The 20,621-nt window shown below is 74.6% G+C and carries 9 protein-coding genes; 4 read left to right on the plus strand and 5 right to left on the minus strand.

Translation table 11 applies throughout. The annotated features are described in order from the left end of the window. Positions 1-135: 135 nt before the first annotated feature. The gene (glyA, locus tag BG452_RS41075) at positions 136-1,533 is read right to left on the minus strand and encodes a serine hydroxymethyltransferase (RefSeq protein WP_188309462.1); all 1,398 of its coding nucleotides are present in this window, start codon (positions 1,531-1,533) and stop codon (positions 136-138) included. A 14-nt stretch (positions 1,534-1,547) separates the two neighbouring features. Continuing rightward, positions 1,548-4,019 (minus strand): non-ribosomal peptide synthetase, encoded by a 2,472-nt coding sequence (locus tag BG452_RS41080; RefSeq protein WP_188309463.1) that lies wholly within the window; start codon positions 4,017-4,019, stop codon positions 1,548-1,550. Positions 4,020-4,321: 302 nt separating this feature from the next. Here BG452_RS41080 and BG452_RS41085 point away from each other — a divergent pair, with 302 nt between their 5' ends. Further along, positions 4,322-5,701: a condensation domain-containing protein gene (locus BG452_RS41085; RefSeq protein WP_188309464.1), complete on the plus strand. Its 1,380-nt coding sequence runs from the start codon at positions 4,322-4,324 to the stop codon at positions 5,699-5,701. Continuing rightward, a complete protein-coding gene (locus BG452_RS41090) occupies positions 5,698-8,076 on the plus strand; it encodes a non-ribosomal peptide synthetase (RefSeq protein ID WP_188309465.1) in 2,379 nt (792 codons plus the stop codon). The genes BG452_RS41085 and BG452_RS41090 overlap by 4 nt, the downstream gene beginning before the upstream one ends. Positions 8,077-8,128: 52 nt before the next feature. On the opposite strand, the gene BG452_RS41095 is transcribed toward BG452_RS41090, so the two are convergent. From BG452_RS41095 to BG452_RS41105, 3 genes are read right to left on the minus strand one after another with little or no spacing between them, the layout of a single operon-like run. Continuing rightward, positions 8,129-9,667 (minus strand): AMP-binding protein, encoded by a 1,539-nt coding sequence (locus BG452_RS41095; RefSeq protein WP_188309466.1) that lies wholly within the window; start codon positions 9,665-9,667, stop codon positions 8,129-8,131. A gap of 22 nt (positions 9,668-9,689) precedes the next feature. Further along, positions 9,690-10,919 carry an NAD(P)/FAD-dependent oxidoreductase gene (locus BG452_RS41100; RefSeq protein ID WP_188309467.1) on the minus strand — a complete coding sequence of 410 codons (1,230 nt, stop codon included), beginning with the start codon at positions 10,917-10,919 and terminating at the stop codon, positions 9,690-9,692. After that, positions 10,916-14,158, minus strand: coding sequence for a non-ribosomal peptide synthetase (locus BG452_RS41105; RefSeq protein ID WP_188309468.1), 3,243 nt, complete (start codon positions 14,156-14,158; stop codon positions 10,916-10,918). The genes BG452_RS41100 and BG452_RS41105 overlap by 4 nt, the downstream gene beginning before the upstream one ends. Before the next feature lie 289 nt (positions 14,159-14,447). Between BG452_RS41105 and BG452_RS41110 the strand changes: the two genes are divergently transcribed. Both BG452_RS41110 and BG452_RS41115 read left to right on the plus strand, forming a co-directional pair. Continuing rightward, on the plus strand, positions 14,448-15,722 hold the full coding sequence (locus BG452_RS41110; protein ID WP_317621476.1) for an MFS transporter: 1,275 nt from the start codon (positions 14,448-14,450) through the stop codon (positions 15,720-15,722). 52 nt (positions 15,723-15,774) lie between these two features. Then, a partial coding sequence (locus tag BG452_RS41115) for a non-ribosomal peptide synthetase (RefSeq protein WP_188309469.1) occupies positions 15,775-20,621 on the plus strand: 4,847 nt, incomplete at its 3' end.

Raw genomic sequence — 20,621 nt, forward strand, 5'->3', positions numbered from 1 at the left:
CGGGCCACGCACCTCGCCGCGTTGTCGTCGGTTGCCAATGCGCTGCATTGTCGTCCTCCTCCGCCTTGCGATGCACGCACCCCAACGCCGCCCCGCCCGCCCTCCGGGCGGACGACGGGAGTGTGAAGACAGGCCCTAGTCGATCGGGTAGCCGGGCAGGGGGAACTTGGCCGCCAGTTCGGCGACCTGGGAGGAGACCGCGTAGCGGACGTCGTCGGACAGCAGGTAGCTGCGCGGCCCTAGCGGGGTGACGGCGGACAGCACGGTGTCGATCAGCTCGGCGCAGCGGGCCGCCTCGGGCCCGCCCATCCCCCGGTGCGCGGCGCTGTTGGAGCCGAGCCGCACCCCGCCGCCGACCAGCGGCGGGGTGGTGTCGCCGGGCACCCGGTTCTTGTTGACCACGATCCCGCACTCCTCCAGCGCCTCCTCGGCCACCAGGCCGCTGAGGCCGCGGGCCCGCAGGTCCACCAGGACGGTGTGGTTGTCCGTGCCGCCGGAGACGATCGGGTAGCCCCGCTGGGCGAGTTCGGCCGCCATGCCGCGGGAGAAGGCGACGATCCGCCCGGTGGTGGCCGCGAAGCCCGGGGTCGCCACGATCGCCAGCGCGCGGGCCTTCGCCGCGATGGCGTTCAGCGCGGGGGCGCCCTGGTAGTACGGGAAGATCGCGCGCTGGAGGAAGGCGGCGAGGTCGCCGTTGCCCCTGGGCGCCGGGGCGTCGTGGTCCCGGCCGACCAGGATCAGGCCGCCGCGCGGGCCGAACAGCTGCTTGTGGGTGCAGGCGGTGGTGATGTGGGCGTGGTCGACCGGGCTCGGGTGCAGGCCGGTGGCGACCAGCCCGGCGACGTGCGAGATGTCCGCCATCAGGTAGGCGCCGACCTCGTCGGCGATGGCCCGGAACCGGGCGAAGTCGACGATCCGGCTGTAGGCCGTCGCCCCGCAGATGATCACCCGGGGGCGGTGCTCCCGGGCCAGCCCGGCCACCTGGTCGTAGTCGATCAGCCCGTCCGCGTCCAGCCCGTAGCCGACGGCGTCGAAGTACTGCCCGGCGTACGCGGCCGGGCTGCCGTGGGTCAGGTGGCCGCCCTCGGCCAGGGTCATCCCGAGCAGGGTGTCCCCCGGGTCCAGCAGGGCGGACAGGACGGCGTAGTTGGCGGTGGTCGCCGAGTGCGCCTGGACGTTGGCGTAGCGGGCGCCGAAGACGCTCCGGGCGCGCTCGATCGCCAGCCGCTCGATGTCGTCGATGACACCGCAGCCGGCGTGGTAGCGGCGGCCCGGGTAGCCCTCCGCCGTCACGTTCACGGCGGTGGACGCCTGCGCGGCCAGCACCGAGGGGTCGACCACGCTGGAGGAGGCCACCAGGGAGAGGGTGGCGTTCTGCCGGGCCTGCTCGCGGGCCAGCACCCGGTGCAGCTCCGGGTCGTCGGCGGCGAGCCGCTCGGCGCCGGTGAGCAGCAGGTCGCGCACGATGTCCTCGGAGTCGTCGGCCTCCTCGGCGTCCTCCGGGGCGCGGGCGGGGGCGGGTGAAGCTGACATGGGATCGTCCTTCGTCAGAGTGGCCGGGCGAGTTCGCGTGCCAACGCGGCCACGGTGGGGAAGTCGAACAGGGTCCAGACGTCGAGGTCCACTCCGAGCGCGGCCCGGATCCGGGTCGCCAGCTTCACGGCGGCCAGCGAGTGGCCGCCCAGTTCGAAGTAGTCCTCGTGGCGGCCGACCTCGGCGACGCCCAGCGACTGGGCGAACAGCGCGCGCAGGGCCGACTCCAGTCCGGATCCGGTGTCCTCGGCGTCCTCGGTCTCCCCGGCTTCCCCGGTTTCCCAGGCGTCGTCGGCGGGGGCCTGAGCCTGGGGCTGGGCCTGGTTCTGGGGCTGGGCCTGGGGCTGAGCGGCCGGCTGGGCGAGGTCGGCCAGGGCACGGCGGTCGAGCTTGCCGTTGGCCGATGTGGGCAGCGCGGCCAGCACGGTGAACTGCTTGGGGACCAGGTAGCCGGGAAGCAGCCCGGCGAGCGCGGAACGGCATCGCTCCGGGTCGAGGGCACCCGGCGCGGTCGGGACCAGGAAGGCGGCCAGCCGGCGGGCGCCGTCCGGCCCGACCGGGAGCACGGCGGCCTGGGCGACGCCCGGCAGGCCGCGCAGCACGGTCTCGACCTCGCCCGGTTCGATCCGGAACCCGCTGATCTTGACCTGGTCGTCCAGTCGCCCGAGGTACTCGATCCGCCCGTCGGTGCGGTGCCGGGCGAGGTCGCCGGTCCGGTAGAGCCGGCCGCCCGGGGTGAAGGGGTCGGCAACGAACCGCTCCCGGGTCAACTCCGGCTGCCGGTGGTAGCCGAGGGCGACCTGCACCCCGCCGATGCACAGTTCGCCCACCACACCGACCGGCACCGGTTCGAGCCGCTCGTCCAGAACGTACAGCCCGGTGTTGGCGATCGGCCGGCCGATCGGTACGTCACGCCCGGCGAACTCCCGGGTGGCCTGCCAGTGCGAGACCTCGATGGAGGCCTCGGTGGGCCCGTAGAGGTTGTGCAGTTCGCAGTCCAGCCGCTCGAAGAAGGCCCGGACGGTCGACGGGGTGAGCGCCTCGCCGCTGGCGAACACCAGCCGCAGGCCGGCGCAGTGCTCGGCCAGTTCGTCCTCTTCGAGGAAGGCGTCCAGCATGGACGGCACGAAGTGGACGACGGTGATGCCCCGGTCGCGGATGGTCCGCTTGAGGTAGCGGGTGTCCCGGTGACCGCCCGGGCGGGCCACCACCAGGCAGGCGCCGGAGACCAGCGGCCAGAGGAACTCCCAGGCGGAGACGTCGAATCCGAACGGGGTCTTCTGCAGCACCCGGTCGGCGGGGGTGAGGTCGAAGCGCTGCCGGCGCCAGTGGACGGTGTTGAAGACGCCCGCGTGCCGGTTGAGCACGCCCTTGGGACGGCCGGTGGAGCCGGAGGTGTAGATCAGGTAGACCGGGGTGTCGCCGGTGATCTCCGGGCGCCCGACGGCCTCCCCCGGGTCCTCGACGGCCTGTCGGACGGTCAGCGCGGTGACACCCGGGAACGTTTCGAGGTCCTCGGGGCGGCACAGCACCGTCCGGGCGCCGGAGTCCTCGATCAGGTGGCGCACCCGCTCGGCGGGCAGTTCGGGATCGAGCGGCAGGTAGGCGAGCCCGGCCTTGAGCACCCCGAGGATCGCCACCACCAGCTCGGTCGAGCGCTCCAGGTGGATGCCGACGAAGCCGGATCCCTGGGCGGACAGCAGCCGGCGGCTCACCAGACCCGCCCGGCGGTCGAGTTCGGCGTAGCTGAGCAGCTCGCCCTCGAACTCGACGGCGGGCGCGGACGGGGTCGCCCGGGCCTGCTCCTCGAAGGCGGCCACCACGGTGGAGTCCGGATAGGGCGTCCGGGTGCCGTTCCAGTCCGTGAGGATCCGCTCGCGTTCCTCCGCCGAGCCGAACCGGGCCCGCCGGGCCGGGGCGTCGGGGTCGGTGACCAGCGCCTCCAACAGCCGGGCGGCGTGGGCCAGCACGCGTTCGGCGGTGGGTCGGTCCAGCAGCGCCGGGTCGTACGAGGCTTCCAGCGCGGCGCCCGGGCCGTCGGCGCGCAGCAGCACGGTCAGCGGGGCGTCCGACTCCGGGCCCGGCCCGGCGGGTCGGGTGCCGAGGTCCTGTCCGGTCGATCTGCCCGGCACGATCGGCCGGACAGGGCCGAGGTCCTGCCAGATCCGGCGCAGGCTCACCTCGTCGGCGACCGTGATCCGGGCCTCGTCGGGGCCGTCCGGCCGCTCCAGTGTGACCATGACCTCGTCCTGGCCGCCGTAGTGGTGCAGCAGGACGGCGAGGACGGCCGCGAGCCCGGTGTCCGGGCTGCCGCCCAGCTCCTGACCGAGGCTCAGGAAGCGTGCCAGGACCGGCGCCGGGAGCGGGTGCGTACCCGAAGCACTGCGGCTGACCGGCTGATCGGCGAGCCACCGGTCGCACGGCAACCGCACCATCCCGACGGCCGCCGTCGTGACGAGGCCACCGGCGGTGTGTGGGCCGGTCATTGGAGACTCCCGAGAGTGAGCATGCACCGGACAGGTTCTGGATCAAGGGATACCTCACCCGTCGAGGGATGACAACCAACTTCCTTTCGCCCCGGAGTTTTCCGGCCCTCCGCCCGGAAGGATCTTCCGCAGCGTGCGCATCGCTGACAGACTGGTCCTTGATCGCCCGCCGGCCGGCCCGCCCTTTCCGCCCCGACGCCCCGGGCGGCACGGCGACGCGCCGGCCCTCCGCCCCTGCACTCCGCCCCGGCACTCGCCCCGGCCCTCCGAACGCCCCGACCCCCTCCAGCGATGGGAGCACGATGCCCGGTTCCGTCGGCGCGACCGACCCGGCCGAGCGGTACGAACTGTCCTCCGGTCAGGAGGCGTTGTGGATGTTCGAGCAGCTGGCGCCCGGCACCGCCGCCTACCACGTCCCGCTCGCCTTCCGGCTGCGCGGCCCGATGCGCACCGATCTGCTGCGGGCCGCGCTGACGGTGGTGGTGCGCCGCCAGGAGGTGCTGCGCACCGCCTTCCGGGAGGACGACGGCGAGCCGTACCAGCAGGTCCTCCCGCCCGGCGAGGCCGAGTTGCCGCTGTACGAGGTCGCCGACGGGGACGAGCTGGCGGCCGCGCTGCACCGGGAGGCGCGCGAGCCCTTCGACCTGGCGGCGGGCCGGCCGTTCCGGCTGCGGCTGTTCCGGCTCGGCCCGGAGGAACACGTGCTCAGCCTGGTGATGCATCACATCGCCACCGACGGATGGTCCTTGCGGGTGCTCACCGACGAACTGTCCGCCGGGTACGCGGCGCTGCTGGCCGGCACGGACCCGGAGGCGGCGCTGCCCGAACTGCCGGTGCCCTACCGGCGGTACGCCCGGTGGCAGCGGGACTGCTTCCAGGGCCCGGAGCTGGAGGAACTGCTCGGCCACTGGGCGGAGGCGCTGCGCGACGCGCCGACGGTCGACCTGGCGGACGGGCGCCCGCGCCCCCGCCGGCCGTCCTTCGCCGCCGACCGGCTGGTGGTGCGCCTGGACCCGGGGCTGCGCCGCGCCCTCACCGAGCTGGCCCGGGCCGCCCGGGTGTCGCTGTTCTCGTGGCTCGGCGCGGCCTTCTCACTCGCCCTGACCGAGCGCACCGGCCGCCCCGACACCGCCTTCGCCACCCTGCTCGCGGGCCGCGGCGAGCCGGAACTCGAACCGCTGATCGGCTACTTCGTCAACATGGTGGTGCTGCGCACCGACCTCGCCGACGACCCGGCCTTCTGCGAGCTGGCCGCCCGGCTGAACGCCGCCAATCTGCGGGCCATCGACCACGAGGTGCCGTTCGCCACCGTGGTGCGCCGCCTCGCCCCCGCCCGCAGCCCCGGCCGCAACCCGCTGGCCCGGGTCACCCTGCAGCTGCGCACCGGCGGCAGCTCCCCGGGCCGCCCGGAACTGCCGGGCGTGGCCTGCGAGGACGTCGACCTGTACCCCGGGCAGCACGCCTTCGACGCCACGGTGACCTTCATCGAGGACGGCCCGGACTTCCTGCTCAGCATCGAGTACTCCACCGAGGCGTTCGACGCGCCGTGGGCCGCCGGCCTGGCCGACCAGCTGCGGGGGCTGCTCCGGGCGGCCGTGGAGCGCCCCGGTGCCCGCGCCTCCCGGCTGCTCGCCCGCACCCGATCCGATTCCCACCCCGGAGACCCTGGAGCCGCGACATGACCGAGCACGCCGATCCCGTCCTCCCGGTGCTGTGGAGCGACCACACCGACGCCGTCGAGTCCGGGCCGCTGACCGGCCTGCGGGCGGCCGCGCCCTCGGACCTCGCCGCCGGGCTGTGCGCGCTGCTGCTGCGCTACGGCGGCCTGCGGCCGGTCACCGTCTGGGGCCGCACCGACGCCACCCGGGAGTGGACGGCCTGGCGCACCGAGCCCGCCGAACTGGCCGGAACCGGATCCTCCACGCCCACCCTCGGAGCCTGCCGGGCCGTCTTCGCCCGGCACCTGACGGGCTTCCGGGGCGGGCTGGAGCTGTCCGTCGATCCCCAGTCCTCACCGGCCGTGTTCGCCTTCTCCCCCGCCGCCGACGGCAGCTGGACGCTGCGGCTGCGGGCCGCCGCCCGGCCCGACGACGCGCAGGCGCTGACCCGGATCACCGCCCACCTGGCGGCCTGCCTCGACGCCCCCGACGAGCTCCGGATCGACCGGGTCGACCACCTGACCACCACCGAACGGGAGCTGGTCGCGGAGTTGAACCGCCCGCAGCCACCGCTGTCCGAGCCGGTCTGCCTGCACCACCGGGTGGAGCGGCAGGCGGCCGCGGCCCCGGAGCGGATCGCCGTGGTCCAGGGCCCGGTGAGCCTCAGCTACGGCGAACTCGACGCCAGGGCCGAGGCCCTGGCCGCCCGGCTGGCCGGGCTCGGGGTGGGGATCGGCGGCCGGGTCGGCGTGGCGGCGACCCGCGGCGTCGAGCTGGTGGTGGCGGCGTACGCGGCGCTGAAGACCGGCGCGGCCTTCGTCCCGCTGGACCCGATGCTGCCCGCCCACCGCCGCGCGGTGCTGCACCGGCTGGGCCGGGTGGACGTGGTGGTCGCCGACACGGCGGGCGCCGCCAACGGCGCGGACGGCAGCACCGAAGAGGTCCCGGTGATCGTCCTCGGCCCGGTCGGGGAACCGCCGTCGGCCACCGCCGGGGAGCCCCGCCCGGACGTCCCGGTGACCGGCCGGGACCTCGCCTACGTCATCTTCACCTCCGGCTCCTCCGGCGAGCCCAAGGGCGCCCTGCTCGACCACGTCGGCCGGACCAGCATGATCCTCGACCTCAGCGCCCGCTACGGCCTCGGCCCCGGCGACCGGATCCTCGGCGTCTCCTCGCCGAGCTTCGACATGACGGTCTACGACGTGTTCGCCGCGCTGATGACCGGCGCCACGCTGGTGCTGCCCGAGCGCGGCCGGGAGAACGACGTCGAGCACTGGGCCGAGCTGGTCGAGCACGCCGGGATCACCGTCTGGCACTCCGTCCCGTCCTCGCTGGCGCAGTTCCTGCGCACCTGGGGCACCGGCCGGGCCGGCGCGCTGCGGGCCTTCCTGCTGGGCGGGGACTGGATCCCGCTGGCCCAGCCCGAGGCCGTCCGCAGGGCCTTCCCGCAGGCCCGCTTCATCAGCCTGGGCGGCGCCACCGAGGTCTCGGTGGACAGCACCTACTACGACGTCACGGCCGTCGACCCGCGCTGGCGCTCGATCCCGTACGGGCGGCCGATGACCAACCAGAGCGCCCACGTGCTGGACGCCTTCGGCACGCCCGCCGCGGTGGACCAGCTCGGCGAGCTGTTCCTCGGCGGGCTGGGCGTCGGCTGGGGCTACCAGGACCGGCCCGCCTTCACCGCCGAGCGCTTCCTGCCCGACCCGTTCTCCGCCGTCCCCGGCGCCCGGCTGTACCGCACCGGCGACCTGGCCCGGCTGCGGGCGGACGGCGAGCTGGAGCTGATCGGCCGGGTCGACCACCAGGTGAAGATCGGCGGCGTGCGGATCGAGCTGGGCGAGATCCAGTCCTGTCTGCGCGAGCACCCGGCGGTGGCGGACGCCGTCGTGGTGCCGGTGCGCGACGCGGCGGGCATCGCCCAGTCACTGGCCGCCTACGTCTCGGTGGCCGGAACCGCCGGGGCCTCCGTCGAGCAGCTGCGCGCCCACCTGCGCGCGCGGCTGCCGGAGAGCATGGTCCCGGCCCGGGTGTTCGCGCTCGCCGAACTGCCGGTGAACCAGAACGGCAAGATCGCCCGACCGGAGCTGGAACGGCTCGCCGCCGAGGCCGCGACCGCCCCCGCCGCGACCGAGCGCCCCGCCGACCCGGCCGTCCGCACCGCCGTCGGCGAGACCTGGCACGAGGTCCTGGGCCTGCCCGAAGTCCCAGGCGCCGCCGCCTCGTTCATCGACCTGGGAGGCAACTCGCTGGCCGCCATCCAGGTCGTCGGACGGCTCAACCGGCGGTTCGGCACCGCGCTGAAGGTGGCCGACCTGATCGCCGCCGACACCGTGGCCGCGGTCGCCGCCATCGTCACCGAGCGGCGCGGCACCAGCACCCGGCCGTCGCTGCGCTGAGGCCGGGCACGCCGAAAGGGCCGGCCTCCCAGCCGGCCCTTTCGGCGTACGGTCAGCGCCCGGCGAGCGTGCGGGCCACCGCGTCCCGGTCGACCTTGCCGCTGTGGGTGCGCGGCAGCACGGCCACCGTGCTGAAGGAGCGCGGGATGTACGGATCCGGCAGGTGGCGGCGCAGTTCCTCCGCCGCCCGGGCGCCGTCCAGCGGCCCGGCGCCCGCGTCGACGGTCACCGCGCAGTGCAGCGAGCGCGAGCCCTGCGCGTCGTCCAGGGCGACGCAGACCGCCGCGGAGACGGTGGGCAGCTCCAGCAGCCGCACCTCGACCTCCAGCAGGTTGACCCGGTAGCCGCGGATCTTCACGTCCTTGTCCCGGCGGGCCAGGAAGGTCACCTCGCCGTCCGCCAGCCGGACCAGGTCGCCGGTGCGGAAGGCCGCGGTGTGCCCCTGCGGGGTCGGGTCGACGCTGACGAAGCGCCGGGCGTTCAGCTCCGGCTGGTTGAGGTAGCCGGGCGACAACGGCGCACCGGCCACCAGCAGTTCGCCGACGTTCGGCTCGGCCGCGTCCAGCGGGTCGATCAGCAGCTCGCAGCCCGGCAGCGGCGCGCCGATCGGCGGCAGGGCGGGCCAGGAGTCGCTGGGGCCGGTCAGGGTGTGCGCCGTGACCATCGCGGACTCGCTCTGCCCGTAGTGGTTGTTCAGCCGGCACTGCGGCAGCCGGGCGAACAGCGCCCGGATGTCCGGGGTGCAGACCAGCTGCTCCCCGGCCGCGTTGACCTCGGCCAGCGCCAGGTGGTCCAGCGACTCCTCCTCGGCGGCGGCCACCGCGAGCATCTGCAGCGCGACGTACGGCAGGAAGAGCCGCTCGATCCGGTGCTCGCCCAGCCACTCCAGCAGCTCGAACGGGTCCTGGCGCAGCTCCTCCGGCACCACCACGAGCGTGCCGCCGCCGCACAGGGTGCCCAGCACCTCCTGGAAGGAGACGTCGAAGTTCAGCGGGGCGAACTGGGCGGTGCGCAGCTCGGGCCGGACGGAGTGGTTGCGCTGCCAGTCGGCCATCGTGTCCAGGCAGCTGTGCGGCACGGCGACGCCCTTGGGCAGACCGGTGGAGCCGGAGGTGTAGATGATGTACGTCCACAGCTCGGGCCGGCAGTCCACCGGGTCGGCCGTGCCGGTGGTCGGCAGGCCGGCGATCGGCAGGCTGGGCACCGGCACCTCGAACTCCGGCGGCTCGTCCGCGTACAGCAGCAGGCCGGCGCCACTGTCCTTGAGCATGTGGGCGAGCCGGGCCGCCGGGTACTCGCGGTCCAGCGGCAGGTAGGCGGCGCCGGCCCACATGGTGCCGAGCATCGCGGCCACCACCGCGGCGCTGCGCCGGCCGGTGACGGCGACCCGGTCCCCCGGGCCGATCCCGGCCGCGGCCAGGCCCTCGGCGATGCCCCGGACTTGGGCCAGCAGCTCGCCGTAGGTCAGGCTCAGCCCACCGTCGACGACGGCGGTCTCCCCGGCCCTGGCGAGGGCCTGCTCCTCGAACGCGGCCAGGAGGCAGGGCGGTCGGGACTCGCCGCCCCAGAGCGAGAGTGGAGCGGGACTCATTGCGGTTCCTCCAGGGGTGGGATCAGCACACGTCGTCGTCATCGGGACCGTCGTCGTCGAAGAGCTCGTCGTCGTCGAGATCCTCGTCGTCGAAGAGCTCGTCGATGCCGAGCATCCCGGCGACGACGGCGAAGTAGCGGCCGGTCAGTGCGGGCGACTCGGCGATCTCGCGCAGCATCCGCAGCCGGGCGGGCGTGACGGTCAGCCGAGCCAGCTCCAGCGTGCTCTGGTACGGCTCGGTCAGCGCCTCGTCGCGGCGGCGGGTGAACCGGGCCAGGGCGGCGTCCAGCCGTACCGGGTCCGCCGGATCGACGGTCAGCTCCTCCGCCAGGAAGGCGGCCTGGAGCAGGGCGTTGGTGATGCCGCGGGCGCTGATGGTGTCCAGGTGGTGCCCGGCGTCGCCGACCAGCACCCAGCCGGGGCCGTGCCCGCGGCGGAAGTAGTTCTGCTGGTCGCCCGTCCCGATGATCGGCTCGACCTGCTCCGCCTCGGTGAGCTGCTGGTACAGCCCGGGCGCGGTGGCGCGGACGGCCGCCAGGTGGTGGCGGAACGGGTCCTGTCTGATCTCGGTGAAACGGTCCTGCGGGAAGTAGGTGGAAATCAGGGTGAGGTCGTCGTGGGTGGGGATCCGGACGATCCAGTTCCCGGGGCTCTCGTGGAAGCCGAAGCCGGTGCTGAGGCCGGTCCAGCCGGTGTAGTACACGCAGCTGGCCCGTGGGTCGCCCGACTCGACCGGGGCGTCGACCAGTCGGGCCACCCGGGAGCGCATCCCGTCGGCCCCGACCACCAGCCGGGCGTGCTCGGTGCGCACCCCGCTCGCGGTGCGAAAGCGCACCCCGGTGACCCGGCCGTCGGAGTGGACCAGCTCCTGGAGGTTGGCCCGGTCGGCGAACTCCACGCCCGCCTTGACGGCAGCGTCGACCAGCAGTTGGTCCAGCACCCGGCGGCGCGGCGCGAAGGCGGCCGGCGCACCCGGCATCACCGGCGCCGGGCCGGCCAGCCGGACGCCGCCGACCTCGTAGCCGATGGTGTCCAGCGCGGGGCAGCCGGAGTCCAGCAGCGCCGGGAGCACGCCCCACTCGGCGAGCTTGGCCACCCCGGGCTGGTGGATGTAGAGGGTGGAGGCGGTGTCCGAGGGGAAGGCCGCCCGGTCGATCAGCAGCACCCGGTGGCCGCTGCGGGCCAGCAGCAGCGCGGTGGCGGCGCCGGCGACCCGGGCGCCCACCACCACGGCGTCCCAGCCTCCGCTCACGCCTGGGCCTCCGCGGGCTCTCCTGCCGCGGCCGGCCGGGCGTCGGCGGCCAGCTTCCGCGTGACCAGCTCCTCCAGGGTCCTGGCCGTCGCCCGTACCGTCGGCTCCGAGTAGAGCGTGACCAGCGGGAACTCCACGCCCAGCCGCTGGCGCACCCGCGCGGTGAACCGGGTGGCGATCAGCGAGTGCCCGCCGAGCAGGAAGAAGCCGTCCTCGGCGCCGATCCGCTCGACCCCGAGCAACTCCCGCCACACCCCGGCGACGAACTGCTCGGACGGCGTCCGCGGCGCCTCGCTCCCGGCGGCCTGCGAACCGGCCGGCGGCTCGGGCACCGTGAGTGCCCGGCGGTCCACCTTGCCGTTGGCGTTCAGCGGGAAGGCCCGCTCGACCACCAGCTGGGCCGGGATCATGTAGTGCGGCAGCCACTCCTTGGCGTGCTCGCGGACCGCCTCGAAGCCCGGCGGGTCGGCCGGGTCGGCGGCGGTGACGAAGGCCACCAGCCGCTGCGCCGGGCCCTCGGCCGCGACCACCACCACGGCCTCCCGCACCTGCGGGTGCCCGAGCAGCACGGTCTCGATCTCGCCGAGTTCGACCCGCATGCCGCGGATCTTCACCTGGTGGTCGCTGCGCCCGACGAAGCGGAAGGCGCCGTCGGGGTGCAGGAAGCCCTGGTCGCCGGTGCGGTAGAGGCGCTCGCCGGGGCGGAACGGGTCGGGCAGGAAGGCACCGGCCGTCCGTGCCGGGTCCTTGAGGTAGCCGCGGGCCAGGCCGAGGCCGCCGATGTGGAGGTCGCCGACCACGCCGACCGGGACCGGCCGCAGCTCGCGGTCCAGCACGTGCACGGTGTTGTTGTCGAACGGGCGGCCCAGGCTCACCGGTCCGGCGGCGGTCTCGTCGGCCGGGCCGCACGTGTGGCAGGTCGAGTCGATCGACACCTCGGTCGCGCCCCAGGTGTTGTGCAGCGCGCCCGGCATCAGCCGGTGGAAGCGCTCGACGGTCGCGGCGGTGAGCGCCTCACCGCTGGAGGTGGTGTTCCGCAGCCGGGGCGGCACCCGGTCGGGCGCCTGCTCCACCAGGTCGAGCACCGCGTTCAGCATGCTCGGGACGACCTGGAGGTACACCGACTCGTAGCGGGTGGCGGCCTCCAGCACCGCCACCGGGTCCCGGTGGCGGCCGGGTTCGAGGACCGCCACCCGGCCGCCGACGGACAGCGGCCAGAAGATCTCCAGGGCGGAGTCGTCGAAGGTCAGCGTCGTCTTGTGCAGCACGGTCTCACCACGGGCCAGCCGGTGCTGCCGCTGCATCCAGACCATCCGGTTCACCCAGCCGCGGTGCCGGCTGGCCACGCCCTTGGGCATGCCGGTGGAGCCGGAGGTGTAGTACACCGAGACCAGGTTCTCCGGGTGCGGGGCCTCGAACGCCGAGGCGCAGGCCGGGGCGGAGACCGGGGCGTCGGGAGGCGTCGTCGGGTCGAGCGGTTCGGCGCCGGCCGTCGGGTCGAGCGTCTCGGCGCCGGCCGAGGCCGCGTCGATCTCCTCGCCCAGGGCCCGGGCGGCCAGCAGCACCGGGGCTCCGGCGTCGGCCAGGATCTGGCGGATCCTCGCCGGCGGGCTGGCCGGGTCCAGCGGCAGGTAGGCGCCGCCGGCCTTCAGGATGCCGAGCAGCCCGACCACCAGCTCCACCGAGCGCTCCAGGCAGATGCCCACCGCCCGCTCGGGGCCCACGCCCCGGGCCCGCAGCTCCCGGGCCAGCGCCTCGGCCCGCTCGTCCAGTTCCCGGTAGCTGAGCCGGGCCGTTTCCGAGACCACGGCGACGTCGTCCGGGGTGCGCGCCGCCTGGGCCTCGAACAGCTCGTGCAGGCAGGCGTCCGCCGGGAACTCGGCGTCGGTCGCGTTCACCTCGCCGGCGAGCCGGATTTCCGCCGCGGAACGCGGTTCGAGCCGGGCCAGCGGTGTCTGCGGATCGGCCAGCGCCGCTTCCAGCAGGGCACGGTAGTTCGCGCCCAGCCGGGCGATCGTGGCCTCGTCGAAGAGGTCGCTGTCATAGGCGATGACGCCCGTCACGGAACCGTCCGCGGCCCGCGTGAGGTCGAACTCCAGGTCCGTCTGGACGAATCCGGTCGGCACGTTCCAGCGGCTGGTCCGCAGGCCGTCCAATGGCAGGGCCGGCGCCGGCTCCTGGTGGTATCCGAATACCGCCTGCACCAACGGCGAGTGGCTGACGGATCCCTGACTGGCCGTCATCTTGACGATGTCGTCGAAAGGAACGGACTGGTTGCGGAAACCGCCGATGAACGTCGCGCGACAACGCTGGAGATACTCCGAGAAGCTCTCGCCGATCCGGCTCCGGCTGCGCAGCGGAAGGATGTTGACGAAGAATCCGACGGTTTCGTCGAGGGCCGCGTCGTCCCGGGTGGACACCGGCGCGCCGACCACCACGTCCCGCTCGCCGGTGTAGGTGTGCATCAGCAGGGTGAAGGCGGCCAGCAGCACCACGTAGTCCGTGGTCCGGTGCCGGGCCGCGGTCTGCCGCACCCGCTCGATAAGGGCGGCGTCGAGCGCGATGGGCAGCAGTTCGCCGTGGAAGCGCTGCCGGGCCGGGCGGGGGCGGTCCAGCGGGAGTCGCAGCAGGTCGGGGGCGTCGGCCAGGTGCTCGGCCCAGTAGGCGAGCTGACGCTCCGCCAGTCCACCGGCCAGCCGCTCGGCCAGCGCGACGCCGTACGCGCCGTAGCCGTTCCCCGTCTCCGCGACCGGCAGCGGGCGGCCGGCCAGGGCGGCCGCGTAGTCCCGGCCGATCTCGGTGCTGATCACCGCGTTCGACCAGCCGTCGGTGACGATGTGGTGCAGGTTCACCAGCAGCGTCCAGGCGTCGTCCGCCGAGCGGAACAGCCGGATGTCGAAGAGTCCGGGGCGTTCCAGGTCGAAGGGCGTCGCGGCGGCCTCCCGCACCCGGGCCCGGAGGGAATCGGGATCCCCCCTCAGGTCGTGCACGGCAAGGCTGAACTCCAGCCGGTCGGCTATCACTTGGACGGGTTGGTCGTCCATCACGGAAAAGCCGGTGCGTAAGGCGGCATGACGGGATATCAGTGCACGGATCGACTGTTCCAGCGCCGGAACGTCGAGTTCTCCGCGGATCTCGTGCGCCACCGGGCCGTTGTAGAGCGGAAGCCGCGGATGGAGGTTGTGCAGCAGCCACAGCCTCCGCTGTTGCGGCGAGATCGGAACGACACGGTCGTGCATTGGACTGATCCCCCGGCTCTCATCAGTGCAAGACCCGGCGAGACTACCCTACTCGCAGCGATCATGACAGAGGTCAATTCCCTTACCGGCGACGTGAGATCTTGCCCCTTGCCGGGCCATTTACCGGCTGTATGCTGGCGTTCCGGGGGCGGCTTCCAGGGGCGCCGAATCGAGTTCCCCGCCTTATCGGACGCGCGACGGACGTGCGGCGGACGTGCGGCACCGGACATCCGACTTCCATGGCACCCCCACCACTTTCCGCATTCACGACGCAGGAAGGACCGACGGCGTGAAGCTCGACGGACTGTGGGAGCACGCGGACTTCCGCAGGCTCTGGGCCGGGCAGACGCTCTCCACGCTGGGCGCCAACATGGTGGCGGTGGCCGTCCCGCTGCTCGCCGCGGTCAGCCTGGGCGCCTCGGTGTTCCAGATGGGCCTGCTGCTGGCCACCGAGTTCCTGCCCTACCTGCTGATCAGCCTGTTCGTCGGGGTCTGGCTGGACCGGCGGCCGAAGAAGCTGATCATCGTGGCGGCGGACGTCGCGCGCTCGCTGATCCTGCTGTCCGTCCCGCTGCTGGCCTGGGCCGGCCTGCTGAGCGTCCCGCTGCTGCTGGTGGTGGTGTTCGGCACCGGCGCCTGCAGCACCGTCTCGGACATCGGCAGCGCCTCGATCCTGCCCGCCCTGGTGGAGCGCGAGGACCTGGTCGAGGGCAACAGCAAGCTGGAGCTGAGCAGTTCGGTCTCCAACATCGGCGGCCGGACCGTCGGCGGCCTGCTGGTGCAACTGCTCACCGGCCCGGTGGTCATCCTGCTCGACGTCTTCGCCTTCGGGCTGGCCGCGGCCTGCACCCTGCGCATCCGCCGGCGCGAGCCGGTGCCGGAGAGGCCCACCGGCGGCGAGCCGTCCTCGCTCTGGCAGGAGATCGGCGAGGGCCTCGGCTTCGTCTTCGGCAACCCGACACTGCGCTTCCTGGTGCCCGCCACCTTCCTGATCAACTTCTCCGCCATCGCGATCGACCCGCTGTTCCTGGTCTTCGTCACCCGCACCCTGGACCTGCCCGGCATCCTGGTCGGCGCCCTGCTGGCCGGGACGGGCGCCGGCTCCCTGGTGGGCGCCCTGCTGGCGGCCCGGCTGGGCCGGCTGCTGCCGTTCGGCCGGATGGTGGTCTGGGTGACGGTGGCGATGACCGCCGTCGAACTGGTCATCCCCGCCGCGACGCTGATGCCCGCGGGCATCGCCTTCGCGATGCTGATGTTCGTCCAGATCGCCTACGCCGTGCTGGTGATCTCCAGCAGCGTCAACATCCGCAGCTACCAGGCCGCGATCACCCCGGACACCATGCAGGGCCGGATGAACGCCTCCACCCGGATGATCGTGATGGCCGGCACCCCGTTCGGCGCCATGGCCGGCGGCGCCCTCGGCGCCCTCCTGGGCACCCGGCCGGCGATCGTGGTGTGCGCCGGCGGCATCGGCCTGGCCGCCCTGCTGCTCGGCCTCTCCCCGGTGCGCCGGGCGACCGGCGCCCCCGCCGAGGCCCCCACCCCCACCCCAGCCACCATCTGACACTTCGTCAGCTACGTCACCTCCCCCACGACCAGGAAGGCCAGAAGGTCTCTTGAACGACACCGACGCGGTCGGCCGCGCCGCACTGGACGCCGTCTTCTCCCGCGCACTCGCGGAGGAGGCGACCCCCACGCCCGTCACCGTGCCCGCCACCGAGGCCGCCCACCCGGGTGGCGGACGGGCGCCCGCGTCGCTGGCGCAGAAGCGGCTCTGGTTCCTGGAGCAGCTGAACGGACCCAACTCCACCTACAACGTGCCGTTCCGGCTCCGGCTGGCCGGCGAGCTCGACACCGAGGCCCTGCGGCTCGCGGTCGGCGACCTGGTCGCGCGGCACGAGGGTCTGCGCACCACCTTCGCCGGCGACGAGGACGAGGTCTTCCAGCTGCTGCTCGACCCGGACGAACTGCCCTGGGAGCAGCTGGACCTGACCGAACGCGGCGAGCCGGCCGCGATCGCGCTGATCGAGGAGGAGAGCCGGATCCCGTTCGCGCTGGCCGGCCGGCCGCTGTTCCGGGTGAAGCTGATCCGCGTCGGGGCCTCGGTGCACCACCTCGCCGTCACCCTGCACCACGCGATCACCGACGGCTGGTCGGAGGGGCTGCTCTTCCAGGAGCTGGGCGCCTGCTACACCGCCCGGGCCGGCGGCCCGGCCACCGCGCCGGCGCCGCTCGCGGTGCGCTACGCCGACTACTCGGCCTGGGAGGCCGAGCCGGCCACGGTGGAGCTCTACCGGGGCCAGCTGGCCTTCTGGCGCGAGCAGTTGGCCCGGCTGCCGGAGGAGGCCGGGATCCCCGCCGACCTGCCCCGGCCGGTGCTGCTCAGCGGCGAGGGCGCCACCGTCACGGTGCCCGTCCCGGCGGACCTCCAGAAGCGGCTGGCCGCCTGGGGCTCGGGGCACGAGGCCTCGCTGTTCGCCACCGCGGTGACGGTGCTCGCCGCGCTGCTGCACCGCTACAACGGCGAGGACCGGGTGGTCGTCGGCGTGCCGGTGGCCAACCGGCCGCGGGCCGAGTGGGAGCCGGTGATCGGCTATTTCGCCAACACCCTGGCGCTGCCGGTCGACCTGGCCGGCGATCCGAGCCTTCGCCAACTGCTGGGACAGGTACGGACGGTGGCGGCGGAGGCGCTGTCCCACCAGAACGTGCCGTTCGACCGGGTGGTGGAGGCGCTCGGCGTCGCCCGGGACCCGTCCCGCAACCCGGTGTTCCAGGTGATGTGCAGCGTCAACCAGGTGGTGCCGCCGCCGGAGCTGCCGGGGCTGTCCGTCGAGATCACCGAGATGCGCAACGACTCCGCCAAGTTCGACCTGGAGCTGGCGGTCAGCTACACCGCGGACGAGGTCGGCTTCGCCTTCGACTACGCCAGCGACCTGTTCGAGCGGGAGACGGTCGAGCGGCTCGCCGCCGACTACCTGGCCCTGCTGGAGGCCTTCCTCGCCGAGGGCGACACCGACACGGCGGACGGGACGGGCCCGACGGCCGCGACCGGCGTCGGCCGGCTGCCGCTGGGCACCCACGGGCCCGCCACGGCGGACGGCGCCGAGGCGGAGGTCCGCGACCGGTACGGCAACCGGGCGCCCACCGGGGTGTACGGCGAGCTGCTGCTGGCGGGCGCGCCGAGCGGGCGCCGGGCGCGCGTCCTGGCCGACGGCCGGGTCGAGTACGCCGCCGACCCGCAGGCCCCGGCCGCCCGTCCCGCCCCGGCCACCGACGGGTCCGCCGGGTCCACCGCCCCCGCGACCGCCACCGAGCGGGCCCTCGCCGCAATCTGGTCCCGGCTGCTGGGCACCGAGGCGGTCGGCCGGGACACCGACTTCCTGCGCGACGGCGGGGACTCCCTGCTGGCCACCCGGCTGGTCGCCCGGATCCGCCGGCAGTGGTCGGTCAAGCTGTCCGTCCGTCACGTCCTCAAGGCCCCGGTGCTCGCCGACCTGGCCAGGCTGCTGGACGAGACCACCGCGGCGCCCGCCGAGGCCCCGGCCCGCAGCGCGATCCCGGCCGCCACCGGGCCCCGGCCCGAGGTGCTTCCGCTGTCCATGGCCCAGCGCGGGATCTGGACCGTCAACCGGCTCGGGCAGCAGCAGCAACAGGCCTTCTACCACATGCCGTTGGCGGTGCGGATCGACGGCCCCCTGGACCTCGCCGCGCTCGCCGCGGCCGCCGTCGACCTCGGCCGGCGGCACGAGATCCTGCGGACGCTCTTCCCCGCCGACACCCGGTCCGGTGCGCCGCGCCAGTCGATTCAGCCGCCCGAGGCCCTGGCCGGGGTGGTCCGGACCGTCGCCGTCCACCCCGACGACCTCCAGCGGGCGCTGCGGGCGGCACTGGACACCCCGTTCGACCTGACCGCCGAAGTCCCGCTGCGGCTGCACGTGTTCAGCACCGGCCCGCGCACCCACGTGCTGCTGGTGGACGTCCACCACATCGCCTGCGACGGGCTCTCGCTCGCCCCGCTCTGCCGCGACCTGGCGGCCGGCTACGCCGCCCGGGCCGCCGGCCGGGCCCCCGAATGGCATGAACTTCCCCTCCAGTACGCCGACTTCGCGCTCTGGCAGGCACAGCAACTGGGCCGGGCCGAGGACCGGGACAGCCCGTTCGGCCGCAGCCTGGCGTTCTGGCGCGAGGCGCTGGCCGGACTGCCCGAGGAACTCGCCCTGCCGGGGGCCCGGCCGCGCCCCGCCGCGCCGACCTTCCGCGGCCTGCCCACCCCCGTCGACACCGGCCCCGAGCTGTACCGGCGGATCACCGCGGCCGCCCACGAGCACGGCGCCAGCGTGTTCATCCTGCTGCAGGCCGCAGTGGCCGCGATGCTCACCCGCCTCGGCGCCGGCACCGACATCCCGCTGGGCAGCCCCACCGCGGGGCGCTCCGACCAGGCGCTGGACGAGCTGGTCGGCTGCTTCATCAACACCGCCGTGCTGCGCGCCGACACCTCCGGCGACCCGAGCTTCCGCACCCTGATCGCCCGGGTGCGGGAGACCAACCTCGCCGCGCACGACCACCTGGACCTGCCCTTCGACGAGATCGTCACCGCCCTCAACCCGCCCCGCCGGCCCGGCCGCAACCCGCTGTTCCAGGTGATGACCAGCCTCAACGGCGAGCCCGAGCCGGTGCCGGCGCTCGGCGGGCTGCCCACCGAGGCCTTCGACCTGGGCACCCCCGCCACCCCGTTCGACGTCATCGTCGAGCTGACCGAGGACCGCGCCCGCGCCACCATCAGCGGCACCCTGACGGTCGGCGCCGACCGCTTCGACGAGGCGGGCGGCGCGGCACTGGCCCGGCGCCTGCTGCTCGCGCTCGCCGTCGCCACCGAGCAGCCCGACCTGCCGATCTCCCGGTGGGAGCTGCTGCTCCCGGGCGAGCGCGAAGCCGTCCTCGGCGCCTGGGGCACCGGCGCCCCCGCCCCCGAACCGGCCACCCTGGCCGAGCAGTTCGAGCAGGCGGTGGCGGCCGCGCCGGACGCCCCTGCCCTGGAGACGGACGACTTCGCCCTCAGCTACGCCGAACTGGACGAGCAGGCGAACCGGCTGGCCGCCGAACTGGTCGCCCGCGGCGTCGGCCCGGAGCGCACCGTCGCGCTCGCCCTGCCGCGCGGCGGTGAACTGCTGCTCGCCGTGCTGGCCGTGGCCAAGGCGGGCGGGGTGGTGCTGCCGCTGGACGTCCGGTTCCCGGTCGAGCGGCTGTCGTTCGTGCTCGCCGACGCCCGGCCCGCCCTGGTGGTGACCGACGAGGCCGGCGCCGCCGCCCTGCCCGTCGGCGCCCCGCCCGCGCTGCTGCTGGACGACCCGGACCTGCTGGACGCCCTCGCCGACCACTCCGGCGACCGCCCGGCCACCGCACCCGTCCACCCCGCGAACGCCGCGTACCTGCGGTACCCCTCCGGGTCGGCCGGGCGGCCCCGGGGCGTCGTGGTCACCCACGCCGGGCTGGCCCCGCTCGGCGAGCGGCTGCACCGGATCGCGGGCGGTGACGGGGAGCAGCCCAGGGTGCTCCAGCAGGCCTCCCCCACCTCCGACCCGTACCTGCTGGAACTCCTGCTGGCCTTCCGCTCCCGGGCCGCCCTGGTGGTGGCGCCCGCCCACCCGGTGCGGGGCGAGGAACTCGCCCTGCTGCTGGAGCAGCGGCGGATCAGCCACGCCGTGCTGCCCCCGAGCGCCCTGGCCGGGCTGCCCGACCGGGCGTTCCCCGCGCTGCGCGCGCTGGTGAGCGGCGGCGAGCCGCTCGACGCCGAGCCGGTGGCCCGCTGGGGGCGCGGCCGCCGGCTGCACAACGCCTACGGGACGACCGAGGCCACCGTGCTCGGCGCCCTGTCCGGCCCGCTGCGCGTCCTGCCGTCCGGGGAGGACGTACCGCCGCTCGGCGAGCCGATCGCCGGCTCCCGGCTGTTCGTCCTGGACGAGGAGCTGCGCCCCGTCCCGCCCGGCGTCACCGGCGAGATCCACCTCGCCGGGCCGGGCCTGGCCCGCGGCTACCTGAACCGCCCCGAGCTGACCGCCGACCGCTTCCTGCCCTGCCCGTTCGGCGCGCCGGGCGAGCGGATGTACCGCACCGGCGACCTGGCCCGCTGGACGGCCGACGGCGACCTGCACTGGCTGGGCCGGGCCGACGACCAGGTGTGGATCGACGGGGAGCGGATCGAGCCCGGCGGGATCGAGGCCGTCCTCGGCGCCCACCGCAAGGTCGCCGACGCGGCCGTGGTGCTGGACGCTTCGGCGGCCGGCGGGCCCGCGCTGGTCGCCTTCGTCACCCCGACGGCGCCCACCGGCCCGGCCGACCCGGCTGCCCGGCCCACCCCGCCCGTCCGGCCGACCCCGGCCGAGCTGCGGGCGCACTGCACCCGCTCGCTGCCCCGGGTCATGACGCCGGCCCGGTTCGTGGTGCTCGACGCCCTGCCGACGCT

It is taken from the genome of Streptomyces sp. CBMA123 (assembly GCF_014596465.1).
Classification (GTDB): domain Bacteria; phylum Actinomycetota; class Actinomycetes; order Streptomycetales; family Streptomycetaceae; genus Kitasatospora.

Bases quoted from the DNA above. Each gene is read 5' to 3' on its own strand.
- glyA (WP_188309462.1), bottom strand. From the start codon at position 1,533: ATGTCAGCTTCACCCGCCCCCGCCCGCGCCCCGGAGGACGCCGAGGAG.
- BG452_RS41080 (WP_188309463.1), bottom strand. From the start codon at position 4,019: ATGACCGGCCCACACACCGCCGGTGGCCTCGTCACGACGGCGGCCGTC.
- BG452_RS41085 (WP_188309464.1), top strand. From the start codon at position 4,322: ATGCCCGGTTCCGTCGGCGCGACCGACCCGGCCGAGCGGTACGAACTG.
- BG452_RS41090 (WP_188309465.1), top strand. From the start codon at position 5,698: ATGACCGAGCACGCCGATCCCGTCCTCCCGGTGCTGTGGAGCGACCAC.
- BG452_RS41095 (WP_188309466.1), bottom strand. From the start codon at position 9,667: ATGAGTCCCGCTCCACTCTCGCTCTGGGGCGGCGAGTCCCGACCGCCC.
- BG452_RS41105 (WP_188309468.1), bottom strand. From the start codon at position 14,158: ATGCACGACCGTGTCGTTCCGATCTCGCCGCAACAGCGGAGGCTGTGG.